This is a genomic window from Bradyrhizobium sp. USDA 3364, assembly GCF_054056355.1.
Genome location: NZ_JBSRYG010000002.1, coordinates 3,117,718 through 3,135,736, shown reverse-complemented (window position 1 = coordinate 3,135,736; position 18,019 = coordinate 3,117,718). Strand labels below are relative to the sequence as shown.

The 18,019-nt window shown below is 65.7% G+C and carries 17 protein-coding genes; 11 read left to right on the top strand and 6 right to left on the bottom strand.

What is annotated here, in order from left to right:
- Positions 1-125: 125 nt before the first annotated feature.
- Together ubiG and ACVILL_RS14665 are read right to left on the bottom strand one after the other, a co-directional pair.
- Positions 126-908, bottom strand: coding sequence for a bifunctional 2-polyprenyl-6-hydroxyphenol methylase/3-demethylubiquinol 3-O-methyltransferase UbiG (ubiG, locus tag ACVILL_RS14670; RefSeq protein WP_456729694.1), 783 nt, complete (start codon positions 906-908; stop codon positions 126-128).
- 14 nt (positions 909-922) lie between these two features.
- A complete protein-coding gene (locus ACVILL_RS14665) occupies positions 923-1,390 on the bottom strand; it encodes a PH domain-containing protein (protein ID WP_456729693.1) in 468 nt (155 codons plus the stop codon).
- Positions 1,391-1,599: 209 nt separating this feature from the next.
- Between ACVILL_RS14665 and ACVILL_RS14660 the strand changes: the two genes are divergently transcribed.
- The 3 genes from ACVILL_RS14660 (at position 1,600) to prfA (ending at position 6,693) form a co-directional block, all read left to right on the top strand.
- The gene (locus ACVILL_RS14660) at positions 1,600-2,856 is read left to right on the top strand and encodes an aspartate kinase (RefSeq protein ID WP_456729692.1); all 1,257 of its coding nucleotides are present in this window, start codon (positions 1,600-1,602) and stop codon (positions 2,854-2,856) included.
- A 423-nt stretch (positions 2,857-3,279) separates the two neighbouring features.
- Entirely contained in the window at positions 3,280-5,547 is a 2,268-nt protein-coding gene (ptsP, locus tag ACVILL_RS14655) for a phosphoenolpyruvate--protein phosphotransferase (protein WP_456729691.1), read from the top strand.
- A 66-nt stretch (positions 5,548-5,613) separates the two neighbouring features.
- On the top strand, positions 5,614-6,693 hold the full coding sequence (gene prfA / locus ACVILL_RS14650) for a peptide chain release factor 1 (RefSeq protein ID WP_456729690.1): 1,080 nt from the start codon (positions 5,614-5,616) through the stop codon (positions 6,691-6,693).
- Between the two features lie 15 nt (positions 6,694-6,708).
- Here the strand turns inward: prfA and ACVILL_RS14645 are convergent, their stop codons facing one another.
- Complete coding sequence (locus tag ACVILL_RS14645) at positions 6,709-7,176, bottom strand: MarR family winged helix-turn-helix transcriptional regulator (RefSeq protein ID WP_456729689.1); 468 nt, start codon at positions 7,174-7,176, stop codon at positions 6,709-6,711.
- 145 nt (positions 7,177-7,321) lie between these two features.
- Complete coding sequence (locus tag ACVILL_RS14640; protein WP_456729688.1) at positions 7,322-7,810, bottom strand: hypothetical protein; 489 nt, start codon at positions 7,808-7,810, stop codon at positions 7,322-7,324.
- Positions 7,811-8,054: 244 nt separating this feature from the next.
- Between ACVILL_RS14640 and ACVILL_RS14635 the strand changes: the two genes are divergently transcribed.
- The 4 genes from ACVILL_RS14635 (at position 8,055) to ACVILL_RS14620 (ending at position 12,969) form a co-directional block, all read left to right on the top strand.
- Positions 8,055-9,410 carry a substrate-binding protein gene (locus tag ACVILL_RS14635; protein WP_456729687.1) on the top strand — a complete coding sequence of 452 codons (1,356 nt, stop codon included), beginning with the start codon at positions 8,055-8,057 and terminating at the stop codon, positions 9,408-9,410.
- Between the two features lie 118 nt (positions 9,411-9,528).
- Positions 9,529-10,404, top strand: coding sequence for a branched-chain amino acid ABC transporter permease (locus tag ACVILL_RS14630; protein WP_456729686.1), 876 nt, complete (start codon positions 9,529-9,531; stop codon positions 10,402-10,404).
- Positions 10,405-10,417: 13 nt separating this feature from the next.
- Entirely contained in the window at positions 10,418-12,274 is a 1,857-nt protein-coding gene (locus tag ACVILL_RS14625; protein ID WP_456729685.1) for a branched-chain amino acid ABC transporter ATP-binding protein/permease, read from the top strand.
- Positions 12,271-12,969: an ABC transporter ATP-binding protein gene (locus tag ACVILL_RS14620; RefSeq protein WP_456729684.1), complete on the top strand. Its 699-nt coding sequence runs from the start codon at positions 12,271-12,273 to the stop codon at positions 12,967-12,969. Before ACVILL_RS14625 ends, ACVILL_RS14620 begins: the two co-directional genes overlap by 4 nt.
- Here the strand turns inward: ACVILL_RS14620 and ACVILL_RS14615 are convergent.
- On the bottom strand, positions 12,966-13,391 hold the full coding sequence (locus ACVILL_RS14615) for an HIT domain-containing protein (protein ID WP_456734262.1): 426 nt from the start codon (positions 13,389-13,391) through the stop codon (positions 12,966-12,968). The two genes, ACVILL_RS14620 and ACVILL_RS14615, sit on opposite strands and share 4 nt — an antisense overlap.
- 105 nt (positions 13,392-13,496) lie before the next feature.
- On the opposite strand from ACVILL_RS14615, the gene prmC reads away from it, so the two are divergent.
- Together prmC and ACVILL_RS14605 are read left to right on the top strand one after the other, a co-directional pair.
- Positions 13,497-14,387, top strand: a complete 891-nt coding sequence (gene prmC / locus ACVILL_RS14610) for a peptide chain release factor N(5)-glutamine methyltransferase (RefSeq protein WP_456729683.1) — start codon at positions 13,497-13,499, stop codon at positions 14,385-14,387.
- Positions 14,388-14,871: 484 nt separating this feature from the next.
- The gene (locus ACVILL_RS14605; protein ID WP_456729682.1) at positions 14,872-15,645 is read left to right on the top strand and encodes a DUF4167 domain-containing protein; all 774 of its coding nucleotides are present in this window, start codon (positions 14,872-14,874) and stop codon (positions 15,643-15,645) included.
- Between the two features lie 66 nt (positions 15,646-15,711).
- Here ACVILL_RS14605 and ACVILL_RS14600 read toward each other — a convergent pair whose 3' ends face one another.
- Entirely contained in the window at positions 15,712-16,464 is a 753-nt protein-coding gene (locus ACVILL_RS14600) for a class I SAM-dependent methyltransferase (RefSeq protein ID WP_456729681.1), read from the bottom strand.
- Between the two features lie 184 nt (positions 16,465-16,648).
- Between ACVILL_RS14600 and gloB the strand changes: the two genes are divergently transcribed.
- Both gloB and ACVILL_RS14590 read left to right on the top strand, forming a co-directional pair.
- Positions 16,649-17,416, top strand: coding sequence for a hydroxyacylglutathione hydrolase (gloB, locus tag ACVILL_RS14595; RefSeq protein WP_456729680.1), 768 nt, complete (start codon positions 16,649-16,651; stop codon positions 17,414-17,416).
- Positions 17,416-17,850: a cupin domain-containing protein gene (locus tag ACVILL_RS14590; protein WP_456729679.1), complete on the top strand. Its 435-nt coding sequence runs from the start codon at positions 17,416-17,418 to the stop codon at positions 17,848-17,850. Before gloB ends, ACVILL_RS14590 begins: the two co-directional genes overlap by 1 nt.
- Positions 17,851-18,019: the final 169 nt, after the last annotated feature.

The following is an 18,019-nucleotide window of genomic DNA, read 5'->3' as shown; positions in this document are numbered from 1 at the left end:
CGCCGTCATTGCGAGCGAAGCGACGCAATCCATCTTGCCGCAAGCGGAGAAATGGATTGCTTCGTCGCTTCGCTCCTCGCAATGACGCCGTGGAGATGCAGGGCCGCCACCAATCGGCAAGCAGCCTACACCTCTTCCGCCACCACCATGTAGTTCACGTCCATGTCGGTCGAGACGGTCCATTTGTCGGCGAGCGGGTTGTAGACCACCCCGGCCTGTTCGGTGACGGTGAGGTTGACGTCGCCGAGATAGCGTTCGAGCTCGGCGGGGGTAACGAACTTGCTCCACTCATGAGTGCCGCGCGGCAGCCAGCGCAGCACGTATTCGGCGCCGACGATCGCCAGCGCAAAGCTCTTCCAGTTGCGGTTCAAGGTCGAGACCACCATCAGCCCGCCGGGCTTGAGCATCGCAGCACAGCGCTTGATGAAGGCGCCGACGTCGTTGACGTGCTCGACCACCTCCATCGCCAGCACGATGTCGAAGCGCTCGCGGACGTCCATCTCCTCCACCGTGGTGCAGCGGTAGTCGATCGACAGATGGCCCTTGTCGGCGTGCAGCTTCGCCGCCGCAATGTTGGTCGCGGACGGATCGATCCCGATCACCTGGGCGCCGAGCCGCGTGAACGGCTCGCACAGCAGCCCGGCGCCGCAGCCGATGTCGAGCAGGCGCAGGCCGGACAGGCAGCTCAGGCTCTTGGCGTTGCGTTCGAACTTGCGGCAGGCGGCGTCGCGGATATAGGTCAGGCGCAGCGGGTTGATCTTGTGCAGCGGCGCCATCTTGCCGCGCGGATCCCACCATTCATCCGACAGCTTTGAAAACTTCGCGACCTCGGCCGGATCGACCGAGCTGGCGGAGGCATTGGCGGAGGAACTGGCGGAAGAACCGGAAAGAGTTGATTGCGTGGCCATGATTGCGCGCGCCCCTATCGCGCGGTGATCGAATTGCGGAACGACAGCGGCGCGGCAATGGTCTTGATGGTCTCGATGCCCTCGCCGACGCCGCGGATGGTGACGTCGCCATAATTGAGCAGGCGCCCCATGATGCTCTGGTTGACGTCGACGCTCTCGACCTTGTCGAGGCTCATCTCGAAGGTGCGCCGCTTGATGAAGCCGCTTTTGTGCACCACGCGGAAATTAGTGACGTCGGTTTCGGTGGTCCAGCGGTGGAACCAGGCCGCGGCGGTCCAGTACAGCGCCGCGACCGCGACCACGGCGGCGGCCGCCAGGCAGGCCAGCGCGAGGCCATCGACCGTCGTCATCCGCGACAGGATCAAGAGCGCCAGCACCACGATCCAGGCCCCGATTGCCGGCAGATAGAACATCCAGTGCGCATTGGTGGAATACAGCACCTTCTCGCCAGGCTGCAGGATTTCGTCGATATAGCGTCCCATCCAATCCGCCTTCGCATGACCCCCGAGTCACCGTTGCGCCACAGCCCGCCCGCAACCGGTCAAAACACCCCCGAAGGACCCCGATAGACCCCTACCAACCGGCTTGCCCCCGGGCGCGGCGCTATGTATACGCGCCTTTCGGTCCCCGCGCTTGCGGTTTTCGGCGTGGGTTAACCTACTTATCCTCTTAAAGGAATAGACGCGTCGTCATGGGCCGCCTCGTGATGAAATTCGGCGGTACGTCCGTCGCCAATATCGATCGTATCCGCAACGTCGCGCAGCATGTGAAGCGCGAGGTCGACGCGGGCCACGAGGTCGCCGTCGTCGTCTCCGCGATGTCCGGCAAGACCAACGAGCTGGTGGCCTGGTGCACCGAGGCCTCGCCGATGCACGACGCGCGTGAGTATGACGCCATCGTCGCCTCCGGCGAACAGGTCACCTCGGGCCTGCTGTCGATCGTGCTGCAGGGCCTCGGCATCCAGGCGCGCTCGTGGCAGGGCTGGCAGATCCCGATCAAGACCTCGGACGCGCATGCCTCGGCGCGCATCCTCGAGATCGACGGCACCGAGATCATCACCCGCTTCAAGGAGCGCAAGGAAGTCGCCGTGATCGCCGGCTTCCAGGGCATCAATCCCGACACTGGCCGCATCACCACGCTCGGCCGCGGCGGCTCCGACACGTCCGCGGTCGCGATCGCGGCGGCGCTGAAGGCCGACCGCTGCGACATCTACACCGACGTCGACGGCGTCTACACCACCGATCCCCGCGTGGTGCCGAAGGCGCGCCGCCTCGACAAGATCGCGTTCGAGGACATGCTGGAGCTGGCGTCGCAGGGCGCCAAGGTACTGCAGGTTCGCTCGGTGGAACTCGGCATGGTGCACAACATGCCGATCTTCGTGCGCTCCAGCTTCGACAAGCCTGAGGATATCGACCCGCACGCCAACCAGCCGCCGGGCACGCTGATCTGCAGCGAGGAGGAAATCATGGAAATGCACGTCGTCACCGGCATCGCCTTCTCCAAGGACGAAGCCCAGATCTCCGTGCGCCAGATCGAGGACAAGCCGGGCGTGGCCGCGGCGATCTTCGGGCCGCTCGCGGACGCCAACATCAACGTCGACATGATCGTGCAGAACGTGTCCGAGGACGGCAAGACCACCGACCTCACCTTCACCGTGCCGGCCACCGACTACAACCGCGCCAAGGATACGATTACCTCCGCCAAGGCCAAGATCGGCTACGCGCGGCTCGACACCGCGACCGACGTCGCCAAGGTCTCGGTGATCGGCAGCGGCATGCGGAGCCACGCCGGTGTCGCGGCGAAGGCGTTCAAGGCGCTGGCCGATCGCAACATCAACATCCGCGCCATCACCACTTCCGAGATCAAGTTCTCGGTGCTGATCGACGCCGCCTACACCGAACTCGCGGTGCGCACGCTGCACACGCTGTACGGGCTGGATCAGGCGTAGACGCGACCGGCGGGGGCGGCGCTCGCTCTGCTGTCATTCCGGGGCGATGCGACAGCATCGAACCCGGAATCTCGAGGTTCCGGGTTCGCCGCTTCGCGACGCCCCGGAACGACGAGACCGAGCACTGGCGGTGCTCCCTAGCCCCCGCCCCGGAGTTAGAATTTCTCTTAGCGGGCGCAGCATTGGGCTGACGCAGACGTTATTTGCTACTGGCAGGCGTTTTGCTTGGCAAATCGAGCCTCGATTGGCTATACGGCCAGTCAGGTGGGCTGTCGCAAACTGTGGCACAGTTGAAGTGACCCGAATCGGCGGGAACTGGTGCGAGCGGCGAAGCCGAATGACTAAAATTGTAGTTTTTGACGAGTTTTGCGCCAGCGGCCGACCACCCATATGGGCCGGCCTCGCGGGGAGGGATTAGAGCACATGCGGAGCGCGTCGGGAGGCCCACGCATCCTGTTGAGACGGCTCCGCGAAACCATGGCGGAGCAAGTCTCCGCCCAGGAGCGCCTCGACAAGATCGTGGTGCTGATCGCGGCCAACATGGTGGCCGAGGTCTGCTCCTGCTACGTGCTGCGCATCGACAACACGCTCGAGCTCTACGCCACCGAAGGTCTGAACCGCGACGCCGTGCACCGCACCGTGATGAGCGCGCATGAAGGCCTGGTCGGCCTCGTCGCCAGCGAGGCGACGCCGCTCAACCTGTCCGACGCGCAAAGCCATCCGGCCTTCGCCTACCGCCCGGAGACCGGCGAAGAGGCCTACCACTCGTTCCTCGGCGTGCCGATCCTGCGCGCCGGCAACACGCTCGGCGTGCTCGTGGTGCAGAACCGCGCCAAGCGCACCTATGTCGAGGAAGAGGTCGAGGCGCTGCAGACCACCGCCATGGTGTTGGCGGAGATGATCGCCTCCGGCGAGCTTGCCGCGCTGGCCCAGCCCGGCGCCGAGCCCGCCGCGCGGCACTCGATGCACAGGACCGGCGCGGTGCTCTCCGACGGCATCGCGCTCGGCCATGTCGTGCTGCACGAGCCGCGCGTCGTCATCACCAACTACATCGCCGAGGACCTGCCGAAGGAGATCAAGCGGCTCGACGCAGCGCTCGCGAACCTGCGCGCCGATCTCGACCGCATGCTGGAGCGCGGCGACGTCGCCGACGGCGGCGAGCACCGCGAGGTGCTGGAAGCCTACCGCATGTTCGCCAACGACCAGGGCTGGTCGCACAAGCTGCATGAGGCGGTCGCCACCGGCCTCACCGCGGAAGCCGCGGTCGAGCGCGTGCAGTCCGACACCCGCGCGCGCATGCTGCGCTCGACCGATCCCTATCTGCGCGACCGCCTGCACGACCTCGAGGATCTCGGCCATCGCCTGATGCGGCAACTGGTCGGCCAGGACCATGCGCCGTCGCGCGAACAACTGCCCGACAACGCCATCCTGATCGCGCGCGCGATGGGCCCCGCGGCGCTGCTCGACTATGACCGCAAGCGGCTGCGCGGCCTGGTGCTGGAGGAAGGCACTGCGAATTCCCACGTCTCGATCGTGGCGCGCGCGCTCGGCATTCCCGCGGTCGGCGAGGTGCCGAACGCGCCCGGCATCGCCGATCCGGGCGATGCCATCATCGTCGACGGCATTTCCGGCGAGATCTATGTCCGCCCCTCGACCGAGATCGAATCCGCCTATGCCGAGCGCGTCCGGTTCCGGGCACGGCGGCAGGCGCAATATTCGGCGCTGCGCGACAAGGCCTGCGTGACCAAGGACGGCCAGCCGATCGAGCTCCTGATCAATGCCGGCCTGACCATCGACCTGCCGCATATCGACGACACCGGCAGCGCCGGAATCGGCCTGTTCCGAACCGAATTGCAGTTCATGGTGAGCCCGAACCTGCCGCGCTCCAGCGACCAGCTCGCGCTCTATCGCACCGTGCTCGATGCCGCGGGCGCAAAACCCGTCACCTTCCGCACGCTCGACATCGGCGGCGACAAGGCGCTGCCCTATATGGAGACCGTGGTCGAGGAGAATCCCGCGCTCGGCTGGCGCGCGATCCGGCTCGGCCTCGACCGCCCCGGCCTGCTGCGCGGCCAGATCCGCGCGCTGCTGCGCGCCGGCGGCGGCCGCGCGCTGAAGATCATGTTCCCGATGGTCTCCGACATCGCCGAGTTCGACCAGGCCAAGGCGATCGTCGAGCGCGAGCTGACCTATCTGCGCCAGCACGGCCATTCGCTGCCCGAGCGGATCGATATCGGCACCATGGTCGAGGTGCCGGCCCTGCTCTACCAGCTCGACGAACTGCTGAAGAAGGTCGACTTCGTCTCGGTCGGCTCCAACGACCTGTTCCAGTTCCTGTTTGCGGTCGACCGCGGCAATGCCAAGGTTTCCGAGCGGTTCGACATCCTGTCGGCGCCGATCCTGCGCGCGCTGCGCGATATCGTGCGCAAGGCCAAGACGGCGAAGAAGGCCGCCTCGCTGTGCGGCGAGATGGCGTCGAAGCCGATCGGCGCGCTGGCGCTGATCGCGCTCGGCTATCGCTCGCTGTCGCTGTCGGCGACCGCGCACGGCCCGGTCAAGGCGATGATCCTCGACCTCGACGCCAAGAAGGCCGAGGCGATGATCAATCCGCTGCTGGACGCGCCGGTCGGCAGCGTATCGATCCGCGAGGCGCTGACGAAGTTTGCGGAAACCGAGGGGCTGGCCTTGTAGCGACGCTGCCGTCGCCGCTATCGCCCTTTGCGCCCTTCGCGCTTTCAGCAAATTCGAGATACCGCCATGCTACCCGAAGCCAAACTCGACGTCCTGCTCGCCCACCACGCCTCGCTCGAGGCCGAGTTGCTCGGCGACGTCAAATCCGATCGCTATGTTGCGATCACGCGCGAGCTCGCCGAGCTCAATCCACTGATCGACGCGGTGAAGCTCTATCGCTCGGCCCGATCGGAGCTCGCCGATACCGAGGCGATGCTGGCGGATGCCGGGACCGACGCCGAGATGCGCAGCATGGCGGAAGCCGAGCTGGAGACTTTGCAGGCCCGGATCGGCGAGCTCGAGCAGCAGATCCGGATCGCGCTGTTGCCGAAGGACGCGATGGACGACCGCAACGTGATGCTGGAAATCCGCGCCGGCACCGGCGGCGACGAGGCCTCGCTGTTCGCCGGCGATCTGTTCCGGATGTATGAGCGCTTCGCGGCCTTGCAGGGCTGGAAGGTCGAGGTGATCTCGGCGAGCGAAGGCACTGTCGGCGGCTACAAGGAAATCATCGCCGAGGTGCAGGGCCGCGGCGCATTCGCCAAGCTGAAGTTCGAATCCGGCGTGCACCGCGTGCAGCGCGTGCCCGATACCGAGACGCAGGGCCGCATCCACACCTCGGCCGCCACGGTTGCGGTGTTGCCGGAGGTCGAGGACGTCGACGTCGACATCAAGGACACCGACCTGCGGATCGAGACCATGCGCGCCGGCGGCGCCGGCGGTCAGCACGTCAACAAGACCGAATCGGCGATCCGCATCACCCATCTGCCGACCGGCATCGTTGTCATGATGCAGGACAGCCGCTCGCAGCATAAGAACCGGGCGTCGGCGATGAACATCCTGCGCTCGCGCATCTATGACGCGGAGCGCCAGCGTGTCGAGGCGGCGCGCTCCGCCGACCGCAAGGAGAAGGTCGGCTCCGGCGACCGCTCGGAGCGCATCCGCACCTATAATTTCCCGCAAGGGAGAGTCACCGACCACCGCATCAACCTGACGCTCTACAAGCTGCCGCAGGTGATCGCGGGCGAGGCGCTCGGCGAGCTGATCGATGCGCTGACCACCGAGCACCAGGCCGCGCAGCTCGCGGCACAGGGCGCCGCGGCCTAAGCTGCGCCGCGAGCGCTACTTCTTCTGCGACTGCCGGAAGTGGCGCAGGATCTTGCCGAGGGCCGGGCCAGCCGTGGCCAGCTCCTCGAGATGAATCTTTGACAGCGCCTGCAGCTTGCGCTCGCCCTGCGCCGTCAGCGTCACCAGAACGCGCCGGCCGTCGGCGGCATCGACGGCCCGCGTCAGCAACCCGAGCTTCGTCATCCGGTTGATCAGTTCGACCGCGGTGTGATGGCGGATCAGCAGATAGCGGGCAAGATCGCCGACCGTGGTCGGCTCGGTTCCGGAAAATCCCTTGATGGCGAGCAGCGCCTGGTGCTGCTGCGGGGTCAATCCCGCGCCCTGCGCCGCCTCCTCGCTGAACGCGAGAAAGCTGCGGAGCTGGTAGCGAAACCGCGCCAGCGCCGCGTAATCGACTGTCGCGGCAGCCCCGCTGCGCTTTGCGGTCGCGGCCGGTGCTCGCCGCTGCTTCGGTTGTGGCATTCGCTCGTCCTGCTCCAGGCTCGCTGCGCCGAACGGCGGGAGCCGAGTGACGCTAGCAAGCCCGAGCCTGGCGGACCATCCTACCGGCAGCCCTTGCAGGCATGTTTTCAACGGTTTGACTGTCGCACCGCGCGGTCCGGCGACCTCACGGTTGCGGCCAGTGATCGTAGCTCGAGCTCAATATCTTCAGGAGGACGATCTGGAAGGCGACCGGGATCCGCGGGCTCTTGCGGCGGATCGACTTCTCCAGCGCTTCGGTGATCTCGCTCTTGGTGAGACGCCCGGCCGAGGCACGCTCGACCAGGCCGCCCCAGACCTCCGACAGCGACTTGCCGGTATGGTGCGGCGCCGGAATCGAGATCCCGCGCGAGGCGGCCCAATCGATGATCTCGCGCATGGTCTGCCGGCCGCAGTTGCGCGCGGTCGCAAGATGGCGCGCGCTGAGCAGACGCAAAAGATCGTCCGGCGGCGTCCAGCCCAACTTCGGCGGCACCTCGTCGAGCAGCTCGACCGAAAGTTCCTTCAGGACGTTGAGCGCACGGATGCTGAGGCCGCTCGATGGCTCGGCGCCATCGTCCCCGGCCACGACGCGCTCGGCGGTATTTGCGGTGCGACTTGAAGGCTCCTGGATCATCGCCCCCTCACTTACAGGACGCGCACCCGGGCGGTAAACCCTCGATACATCGTAGACCGACATTAATTCTATCGGAGACCGATATGATTCGACGAAAGGTGACATTGACTAAATATGCCGGTGGGGAATTGTAGCCATGACGGGCTGCCACATCGCAGCCGGCGCATCCTGCCGCCGATCGATCCGATCCGGCGACCGATGAATATGCGCGCCAACAATCAATATAATTGGAGGATAGCAAGCGATGAGCACCAAGGATTTTCGGCCGGGCAGAACACTGAACGTCTCGCGGCGCACGCTGCTGCAGGCCGGCGCAGGCCTGATCGGCGGCACCGTGCTGCCGGCCTCGATCGCAACGCGTGCATTCGCCGAGGACAAGCCGGCGATCGGGACCTTTCCTGCCGGCACCTCGGGCTCGTCGGCCTTCATCGGCATCTCGGTGCCGCGCACCGGCACCTATGCGGTGCAGGGCGAGGATGAACTGAAGGGCTACCAGCTTGCGATCGAGCACATCAACAGCGGCCACGAGCTGATCAAGAAGATCTCGCCGAAGACCTCAAAGGGCGTACTCGGCAAGGAGCTGAAGTTCGGCGTCGCGGATTCCGCGGCGAAGCCGAACGAGGCGGTGCAGGCGCAGCAGCGCTTCATCTCCGAGAACAAGGCGGTGATGATCACCGGCGGCACCTCGAGCGCGGTCGCGGTCGCGCTGAACAAGCTGGCGCAGCGCGAGAAGGTGATCTTCGTCTGCGGCATCTCCGGTTCGAACGACACCACCGGCAAGGATTGCGTGCGCTACGGCTTCCGCCAGAACTTCTTCGGCCAGACCGCCGCGGCGGCGATCGCGCCGGTGCTGATCAAGCAGTTCGGCAAGAACAAGAAGGCCGCCTACCTGACGCCCGACTACACCTATGGTCACACCGTCACCAAATCGATGCAGGACTTCCTCGCGCAGGCGGGCTGGACCACGGTCACCAACCAGGTGTCGCCGCTCGGCGCGCCCGACTATTCGTCCTACCTGCTCAATGTCGCGAACTCCGGCGCCGACGTGCTGATCAACGTCAACTGGGGCCACGACGCCGTACTGTCGACGCAGCAGGCCAAGCAGTTCGGCGTGCTCGACAAGATGAAGCTCGTCGTGCCCTACCAGGTGCCGTTCATCGCCCGCGAGACCGGCGGCCTGATGCAGGGCGTCTACGCCGCGACCGATTACTGGTGGACCATCGAGGACAAGTATCCGCTGGCCAAAATGTTCAACGACACCTTCGAGAAGAAGTTCGGCTACAAGCCGGAATGGGGCGCCGAGAACGCCTATGTCAGCTTCGCGCACTGGGCCCGCATGGTCGAGGAAGCCGGCAGCTTCTATCCGCCAGACGTCATCAAGGCCTACGAGAAGGGCGAGACCGTCCCCTCGCTGGTCGGCGACGTGCATTATCGCCCCGAAGATCACCAATGCGTCCGTCCCGTCATCATCGTCCGCGGCAAGATGGAAAAGGAGATGAAGAACAAGGAGGACTATTACGAGGTGGTCGAGATCGTCCCCGGCGACGGGCTGATGCAGAAGCCGGATGCGTTCGGCTGCCATCTCGGCGACTACACCTGATTAACGTGGGAAGACTCGGCGCCGTGGGCGGGGCGACCCGACCCGCGGCGCCGCTTTGTGTCCTCTATTCGGCCGGGCCATACCAACGGCCAAGTAAGCGGCCAAGTGAACGCACGCCATGATCAACTGGCCAAATTTCGTTTCGCAACTTTTCAACGGGCTGGCGCTCGGCGCGCTGCTCGCGCTGATCAGCTCCGGGCTGACGATCATCTACGGCACGCTCGGGGTGCTCAATCTCGCCCACGGCGCCATGTTCATGATCGGCGGCTACGCCGGATTTGTGACCTATTCCTACACCGGCTCGTTCATCCTCGCGGTGATCGCGGGCTCGCTGTTCGTGATGGTGCTCGGCATCGCGATGGAGCGGATCATCATCCGCCACTTCTACCATCGCCCGCATGAGGACCAGCTGCTGGTCACGTTCGGCCTCGGCATCTGCTTCGTCGAGATCGTGCGGCTGATCTTCACCAGCCAGTCCCAGGTGGTGCCGCCGCCGGCGCTGCTGCAGGGCATCACCTCGCTCGGCTTCCTGTTCTACCCGACCTACCGGCTCGCCGTGGTCGGCATCGTCGCGGTCGCGCTCGGCGGGCTGTTCCTGATCCTGTACCGCACCCGGCTCGGCATGATCGTGCGCGCCGGCATCGAAGATTCGGTGATGGTCGATTCGCTCGGCATCAACGTCTACCGCGTCTTCATGATCGTGTTCGGCATCGGCGCGATGGCCGCGGGCTTCGCCGGCATCATCAACGCGCCGGTGGTGTCGCTGACGCCGGGGGTCGGCGACGACATCCTGGTCGAGACCTTCGTGGTGGTGGTGATCGGCGGCGTCGGCTCGTTTCCCGGCGCCATCCTCGGCGGGCTGATCGCCGGCGAGATCATCAGCATCACCTCGATGTTCAACCCCGGTTACGCCTACGTCATGCTGTTCGCGGCGATGACGCTCGTGCTCGTGCTCCGACCGCATGGCCTGCTCGGCACGCAGGGCCGCGAATGACGACGGATCCCAAATGCTGAAGCAGCGCCCATACCTGATCGAATTCCTGACCGCCGCGGGCCTGGTCCTCGCGCCCTTCGTGCTGCCGTGGCTCGGCTTCGCGCCCAACACGGTGAACCGGATCCTGGTCTGGGGCCTGTTCGGCCTCGGCTTCGACATCCTGTTCGGCTTCACCGGCCTGCTGTCGTTCGGCCAATCGGCCTTTTACGGCACCGGCGGCTTCGTCGCCGCTTATTTGCTGACCCGCGCCGGCTTCCCGTATGTCGTGCTCGCACTCGTCATCGGCATGATCGCGGCCGCCGCCACCGGATACCTGATCGGGCTGATCGCGCTGCGCCGCACCGGCATCTATTTCGCGATGATCACAGTCGCGATCGCCGAGGTGTTCTTCTTCGTCGAGTTCAATCCACTGTCGGACTTCACCGGCGGCGAGAACGGACTGCCGGGCGTGCCGACCCCGAGCTTCAATCTCGGCTTCACCACGCTGCACTTCACCACCGGCTGGTCGCTCTATCAGTTCCTGGCGCTGTGCTATTTCATCGGCGTGGTGATCGCGCTGCGCATCGTGCGTTCGCCGGTCGGCGCCGTGTTCAGTGCGATCAGGGACAATCCGCTGCGGGCGACCGCGGTCGGCCACAACATCCACGGCTACAAGCTGACCGCCTTCGTGATCGCCGCCGCCTATGCCGGCTTTGCCGGCGGGCTGCTCGGCGTGCTGCAGGCCTTCATGCCACCCGACGCCTTCACCTTCGACACCTCGGGCCAGCTCGTGATGCAGACCGCGATCGGCGGCCGCGGCACGCTGTTCGGGCCGCTGGTCGGCGCCGCGGTGTGGCTGTCGTTGCAGGATTTCCTGCAGGCGGCACTCGGGCTCGGCGCGGCCTGGAAGCTCGTGCTCGGCATCGTGTTCGTGCTGCTGGTGTGCTTCCTGCGCCGCGGCATCATCGGCGGCCTCGCCGATCTCTATGGTCTGCTGACCGGCCGGCGCGCCGCCCGGGAGCCGGACGAAAGCGAACCGGAGGTCACAGCCGTGGCAAGCACGCGGCCCGCCGCGGCTGTCGCCGCGCCGATGCGCGCGCCGCCTCGCTCTGAGGGCAATCCGTCCGGACCGATCCTGCAAGCCAAGGGCCTGACCAAGCGCTACGGCGGCCTGCTCGCCAACAGCGACATCGATTTCACGGTCAATCACGGCGAGCTGCGCGGCATCATCGGCCCGAATGGCGCCGGCAAGTCGACCTTCTTCAAGATGCTGACCTGCGAGGTGCATCCGACCTCGGGCAGCATCGTGTTCGAGGGCCGCGACATCACCGGCATGAACGTCACCGACGTCTGCCAGCTCGGCCTGACCAAGAGCTACCAGGTCAACCAGCTGTTCGCCGGCCTGACCGTGCGCGAGAACCTGGTGATCGCGGCGCTGTCGGGACTGCGCGGCAAGTTCAAGCTCGATCTGTTCCGCAGCATCGAGCGCATTCCCGGCCTGTCCGAGCGCGTGCAGCAGACGCTCGAGCTGGTCAATCTCACCTCGCGGCCGGATACGCCGGTGTCCGAGCTCGCCTATGGCGAGAAGCGGCGGCTGGAGATCGGGCTCGCGCTCGCGACATCGCCGAGCCTGTTGCTGCTCGACGAGCCGCTGGCCGGCATGAGCCCGCGCGAACGCGTCGAGACCGTGAAGCTGTTGAAGTCGATCAGCCAGGGCCGCACCATGATCATCATCGATCACGACATGGATGCGCTGTTCGAGCTCGCCGAGCGCGTCACCGTGCTGCAGGAAGGCCGCGTGCTGGTCGAGGGAACGCCGGAGGAGATCAAGAACAATTCGACCGTCCAGGAAGCCTATCTTGGCGGCGTGCATGGAGTGCTCGCTGCATGAGCCTGCTCGAGGTCAACGGACTGAACAGCTATTACGGGGATTCCCACATCCTGTTTGACATCTCGATGCGCGTCGAGCGTAACGAGGTGGTGGCGCTGCTCGGCCGCAACGGCGCCGGCAAGAGCACGACGCTGAAGAGCCTGATGGGCGTGGTCACCCCGCGCCGCGGCTCGGTGATGTTCGACGGCATCGATATCGCCGGGAAGAAGAGCCACAGGATCGCACAGGCCGGCATGCAGCTGGTCCATGAGGAGCGCCGCATCTTCGGTAGCCTGAGCGTCGAGGAGAACCTGGTGATCGCCGGCCTGACCGCCTCGCAGCGCTGGCCGCTTGACCGCATCTACGAGATGTTCCCGCGGCTGCGGGAGCGGCGCAGCAACCGTGGCACCGATCTGTCGGGCGGCGAACAGCAGATGCTGGCGATCGCGCGCGCGCTGGTGCGCGATCCCAAGATCATCCTGCTCGACGAGCCGTTCGAGGGATTGGCGCCGGTGATCGTGCGCGACCTGATGAAGGCGTGCCGCGACCTCGCCGAGGCCGGACAGACCATCGTGCTGGTCGAACAGAACCTCGCCGCGACGCTCGCGCTGGCGCAGCGCATCTACATCATCAACAATGGACACATCGTCCATGAAGGCCCGGCGCAGGAGATCAAGGCGCAGCCCGACGTGCTGCAACGCTATCTCGGGGTCTAGTCCGCGAGCGCCGCGATCATGCGCCTGGCATGATCGGCGAGCACGGCCATCTCCTCCTTGCGGGTCTGCGCCGGCAGCAGTGCAACGCCTTCCTTCACCGGCATCACATGCATGTGCAGGTGGAAGACGACCTGCCCGCTGGCGGGCTCGCTGAACTGCTGGATGATGATGCCGTCGGCGGCAAACGCCTTCATCGCGGCGATGGCGATGCGCTTGGCCGAGCGCGCCACCGCTGCAAGGTCGTCCTCCGTGATGTCGAGGATGCCCCGCGCGGGCGCCTTCGGGATCACGAGCGTATGCCCGGGCGAGCGCGGCATGATGTCGAGAAAGGCAAAGGTCCGGTCGGTCTCATGGACCTTGAAGCTCGGGATTTCGCCGCGGAGGATTTTTGCGAAGATGTTCTGGTCGTCATAGTCCGTCATGGTCGCGCGTTCCGGATCGATCATGTGAGGCTTCGACCGTGCGCGCCGTCAGCAAGTCGCGCAAGCGATATCGACGCCGCATCGACCATCGGCTAACAACGCACAATGAGCGCATCCGCCGAACATGGCAGCCAGACCGTCGAGAGTGCCCGGCGCACATTGGCCGCACGCCTCAAGGCGACAGGCAGCGAGGCCGCCGAACTCGATGCGCGGCTGCTGGTCGGCGCCGTGCTGGGGCTCGATCTGACCGGCATGGTCACCGGCGCCAGACGCACGCTGACAAAGGACGAAGCGGATCGCGTTGAGGTCCTGGCGCGGCGCCGCCTCGCCGGTGAGCCGGTCGCGCGCATTCTCGGTATCAAGGAGTTCTGGGGACTGCCGCTGCAGCTCTCCGCCGCGACGCTAGTGCCGCGCCCCGACACCGAGACCGTGGTCGAGCGCGCGCTCGAACTGCTGCGGGCCGACGGCGCGGCCGAGCGCGCGTTGCGGATCGCCGATCTCGGCACCGGTTCCGGTGCGATCCTGCTCGCACTGCTCTCGGAACTGCCCCACGCGCATGGCTTCGCCACCGACATCTCGGCGGAGGCGCTTGAGACGGCAAGCCGGAACGCCGCCGCGCTCGGGCTCGCCAATCGCACGACATGGATCAAGTGCGACTATGCCAGCGGGCTGACCGGAACGTTCGAGCTGATCGTGTCCAATCCGCCCTACATCCCTTCCGCCGACATCGCAGGTCTCGACATCGAGGTGCGCGCGCATGACCCGCGCGCGGCGCTCGACGGCGGCGCCGACGGGCTCGACGCCTACCGCGCGCTGATTTCGCAATCTGCGCGTCTTTTGTCCCCGCACGGATTTCTGGTTGTGGAAATTGGACAGGGCCAGAGCGGCGAGGTTGAAGCGCTGATGACGGCTTCCGGGTTATCCCCAACGGGGTCGCCCAAGGCCGATCTGGGGGGCATTCCGAGGGCCGTTTCAGGCCGCCTGCCGCCCCGATAAAGTCCTATTGGAACGCAAAAAAACCTCTTGGAATATCCCCGGGGAACGACTACGTTCCGGGCACAACATCGGTGCTGGCCCCGTAAACCGTTACGGGTGATGACCAGGGTTCAGCAGAGCCCGCCGATCGAAAGGTTCCAGGAACGCAGGTCTCACAGAGCGCAATAGCCGAAGCTGTGCTGCTCTCGACCGCCAAGCGAACGAAAGCCTGTTATTGCGCTTGAAGACTTACGCACGAGAGCTGGGCCTGTCTCGACGGGCAGAATGATTTGGTCGCTGGCGGGTTTTGCCGGCGGTTGGGGAACGCGTATTTGCTGAACGCGATGGTCAGCGACATCGAAGCCACTTCGAACGGTATCGCGATTCCGTGCGCCACGACGCGCGCCCGAATCGGACTTCTGAGAATTCGGACTTCTGGGAATCGGACTTCTGAGAAGCGGACTGTGGACTGCAATCACTTCAGGGCTGGAATAAAAGGCGACAGATGAGAAACGGTCAGAACAACAAGCGGATGCGCAACCGGAACAATAACAACAATAACAACAACAATAACCGGCGCGGCCAGAATCCCCTGACACGGGTGTACGAATCGAACGGACCCGACATCAAGATTCGCGGCACGGCCTCCCACGTGGCCGAGAAATACGTCCAGCTTGCGCGCGATGCGCGCTCCTCCGGCGATCCGGTGGCAGCCGAGAACTACTACCAGCACGCCGAGCACTATTACCGGATCATCGCAGCCGCGCAGGAGCAATTCCGGCAGAATCAGCAGCAGCCGCGTCCCGACGCCGAGCCGGTCGCCACCGAAGACGGCGACGACGACAGCGACGGCTACTCGAGCTTCGGCCAGGAGCCGGGCTTCGTGCCGCAGCAGCAGCAACCTTTCATGCGCGATAACGGCCAGCAGCCGTATCAGCGCGAGCAGCAGCAGCCGCGCGAGCATCGCGAGCGTGACCAGCAGCCGCGTGAACATCGCGAACGCGAGCATCGTCCGCAGCCGCAATATCAGCCGCAGCCGCAGAACCAGCCGCAGCCCGCGATGGCCGATGCCGGCGGCGTCGATCGCCTGCCCTCGTTCATCACCGGCGGCGCGCAGCCGCAGGTCAACGGCGGCGCCTATGAAGGCAACAATGGCGGCGCAGAACGCAGCGAGCGGAGCGAACGCTTTCCGCGCCGTCGCCGCCGTCCGCACGGCCCGCGCCCCGACATGGCAGCGCAGCCCGCGCCGAGCGACGACTTCAATTCGGGCAACGAGTAACGCGCACATGCAGCCACCCTCCCCTGGAGGGGGAGGGTGAATGATCGGTGTCACGGCTGAGTCGTCTTACGATTCCGCGTGGCTGGATTTGCGCGTCGCCGTCGAAGACGGCACCAGCACCGGCCGCAATGACGGGATCAGCTGCGTACGCTCGCGGCGCGCGGGAATCGCGCGATAGACCTGCTTGCTCGCTTCCACGATATGCACGCCGGCAAACGGCATCGACAGCGCGGCGCCGACGCGCTCCCACGCCATCGCAGAGCGCAGAAACCAGCTGCCCTGGACCGGCGGCATGAACAGCGCCTCGCCCCATGACGCCGGCGTGAACCAGGTCTGCCGCAACAGCTGGGTGATCTGCGCCCGCGAATAGGGCCGGCCATGGCCGAACGGCGTGGCATCGGTGCGCGTCCAGACACCGCGCCGGTTCGGGATGATCGCGATCAGCCGCCCCGACGGCGACAGCACCCGCCACACCTCGCGCAGCAGCCGCTCGGGATCGTCGGACATCTCCAGCGCATGCACCAGCAGCACGCGGTCGACCGCGGCATCCGGCAGCGGCATCGAGAATTCGTCGATCAGGGTCGCCAGCGCCGGCCGTCCGGTCGGCCATTTCAGCACGCCCTGGGCCGCCGGCATGAAGGCAATGCAGCGCTCGCAGGACTCGCGGAACAGGCCGAGATAGGGCGTCGGATAACCGAGCCCGAGCACGCGCAGGCCTTCCGCGTTCGGCCACCGCGCGCGGATACCCCGGTTGATCAGCTGCCGCGCCACGATGCCGAGGCGCTGCGAATAGAAGTCGCGGAGGTCGATGACGTCCATGGTCTGTAGCCTAACACGCCCCCTGCTGGCGGGGTGCGCGGAAAATTGCATTGCCGCCGGAGCGTTAACGCCATATTTCACACCTATATTGGGCGCGTTAAGAGCATGATCCGAAAAAGTGGGCACCGGTTTTTCGAGAAGATCATGCTCTGAAGTGTCCGTCCCGTTTGTTCGTGGAGATATCATGACCGCCGAAATTCGCACCTTCAGCTGCCTCACCGACAATTTCGGGTACCTGATCCACGATCCCGCGACCGGGGCGACGGCGTCGATCGACGCGCCGGAGGCCGGCCCGATCATCAAGGCGTTGGAGCGCGAAGGCTGGACGCTGACCGACATCCTGATCACCCATCACCATGGCGACCATGTCGGCGGCATCGCCGAGCTGAAGCAGAAATACGGCTGCCGTGTCGTTGCCCCGCACGACCAGTCGGCCAAGATCGCCAATGTCGACCTGCGCGCCGCCAATGCCGACGTCATCAAGGTCGGCAGCCTGCTCGCGCGCGTGGTCGAGACGCCCGGCCATACGCTCGACCATATCTCCTACGTGTTCGACGGCGAGAAGGCGGTGTTCGCCGCCGACACGCTGTTCTCGATCGGATGCGGCCGCGTGTTCGAAGGCACCTATCCGATGATGTGGGATTCGCTTTTGAAGCTGCGCTCGCTGCCGGATGATTTTCGTCTGTATTGCGGCCATGAATACACCGCCGCGAATGTGAAGTTCGCGCTCACCATCGAGCCCGATAATGCGGCCCTGCAGGCGCGCGCCGCGGAAGTGACAAAGCTGCGCGCCGAGAACAAGCCGACGATCCCCGTACTGCTCGGCGACGAGAAGAAGGCCAACGTGTTCCTGCGCGCCGACGAACCTGTTGTCGCGGCCAAGCTGCACATGAAGGGCGCCGACCCGGCGCTGGTGTTCGGCGAGCTCCGCGAACGCAAGAACAAGTCGTGATGGCCGACCTCTCGGCTGCCGACATCATCGCGCGGCTGGCGCTCAAGCCGCATCCCGAGGGCGGACATTATCGCGAGACGTTTCGCGACGAGCGCAGCGATGCCGACGGACGCGCGCATTCCACCGCGATCTATTTCCTGCTCGCTCGCGGCGAGCGTTCGCACTGGCACCGCATCGACGCGGTCGAGATGTGGCACTATTACGCCGGCGCACCGCTGACGCTGCGGATCGCGCAGGACGGCGGCCCACCGCAGTCGATCACGCTGGGGCCGGATGTCGCGCGCGGCGAACAGCCACAGGCAGTCGTGCCGGCGGGCGCCTGGCAGGCCGCGGAAAGTGCCGGCGACTGGACGCTGGTCGGCTGCACCGTCGCGCCCGGATTCGAATTCGCAAAGTTCGAGCTGGCGCCGAACGGCTGGGGGCCGGCGCCGTAAGATTTTTTCCCGTCATCCCCGCGCAAAGGCTTCGCCTTTCTCGCTGGAGGTGCGAGCCTTGCGGCGCAATTGCGCCGCTGGGCGAGCCTCGAAGGATGAATCGGCCAAAGACGGGCCGTCGCCCCTTCGAGACGGCCGCGTTGCGGCCTCCTCAGGGTGACGGGGCGCG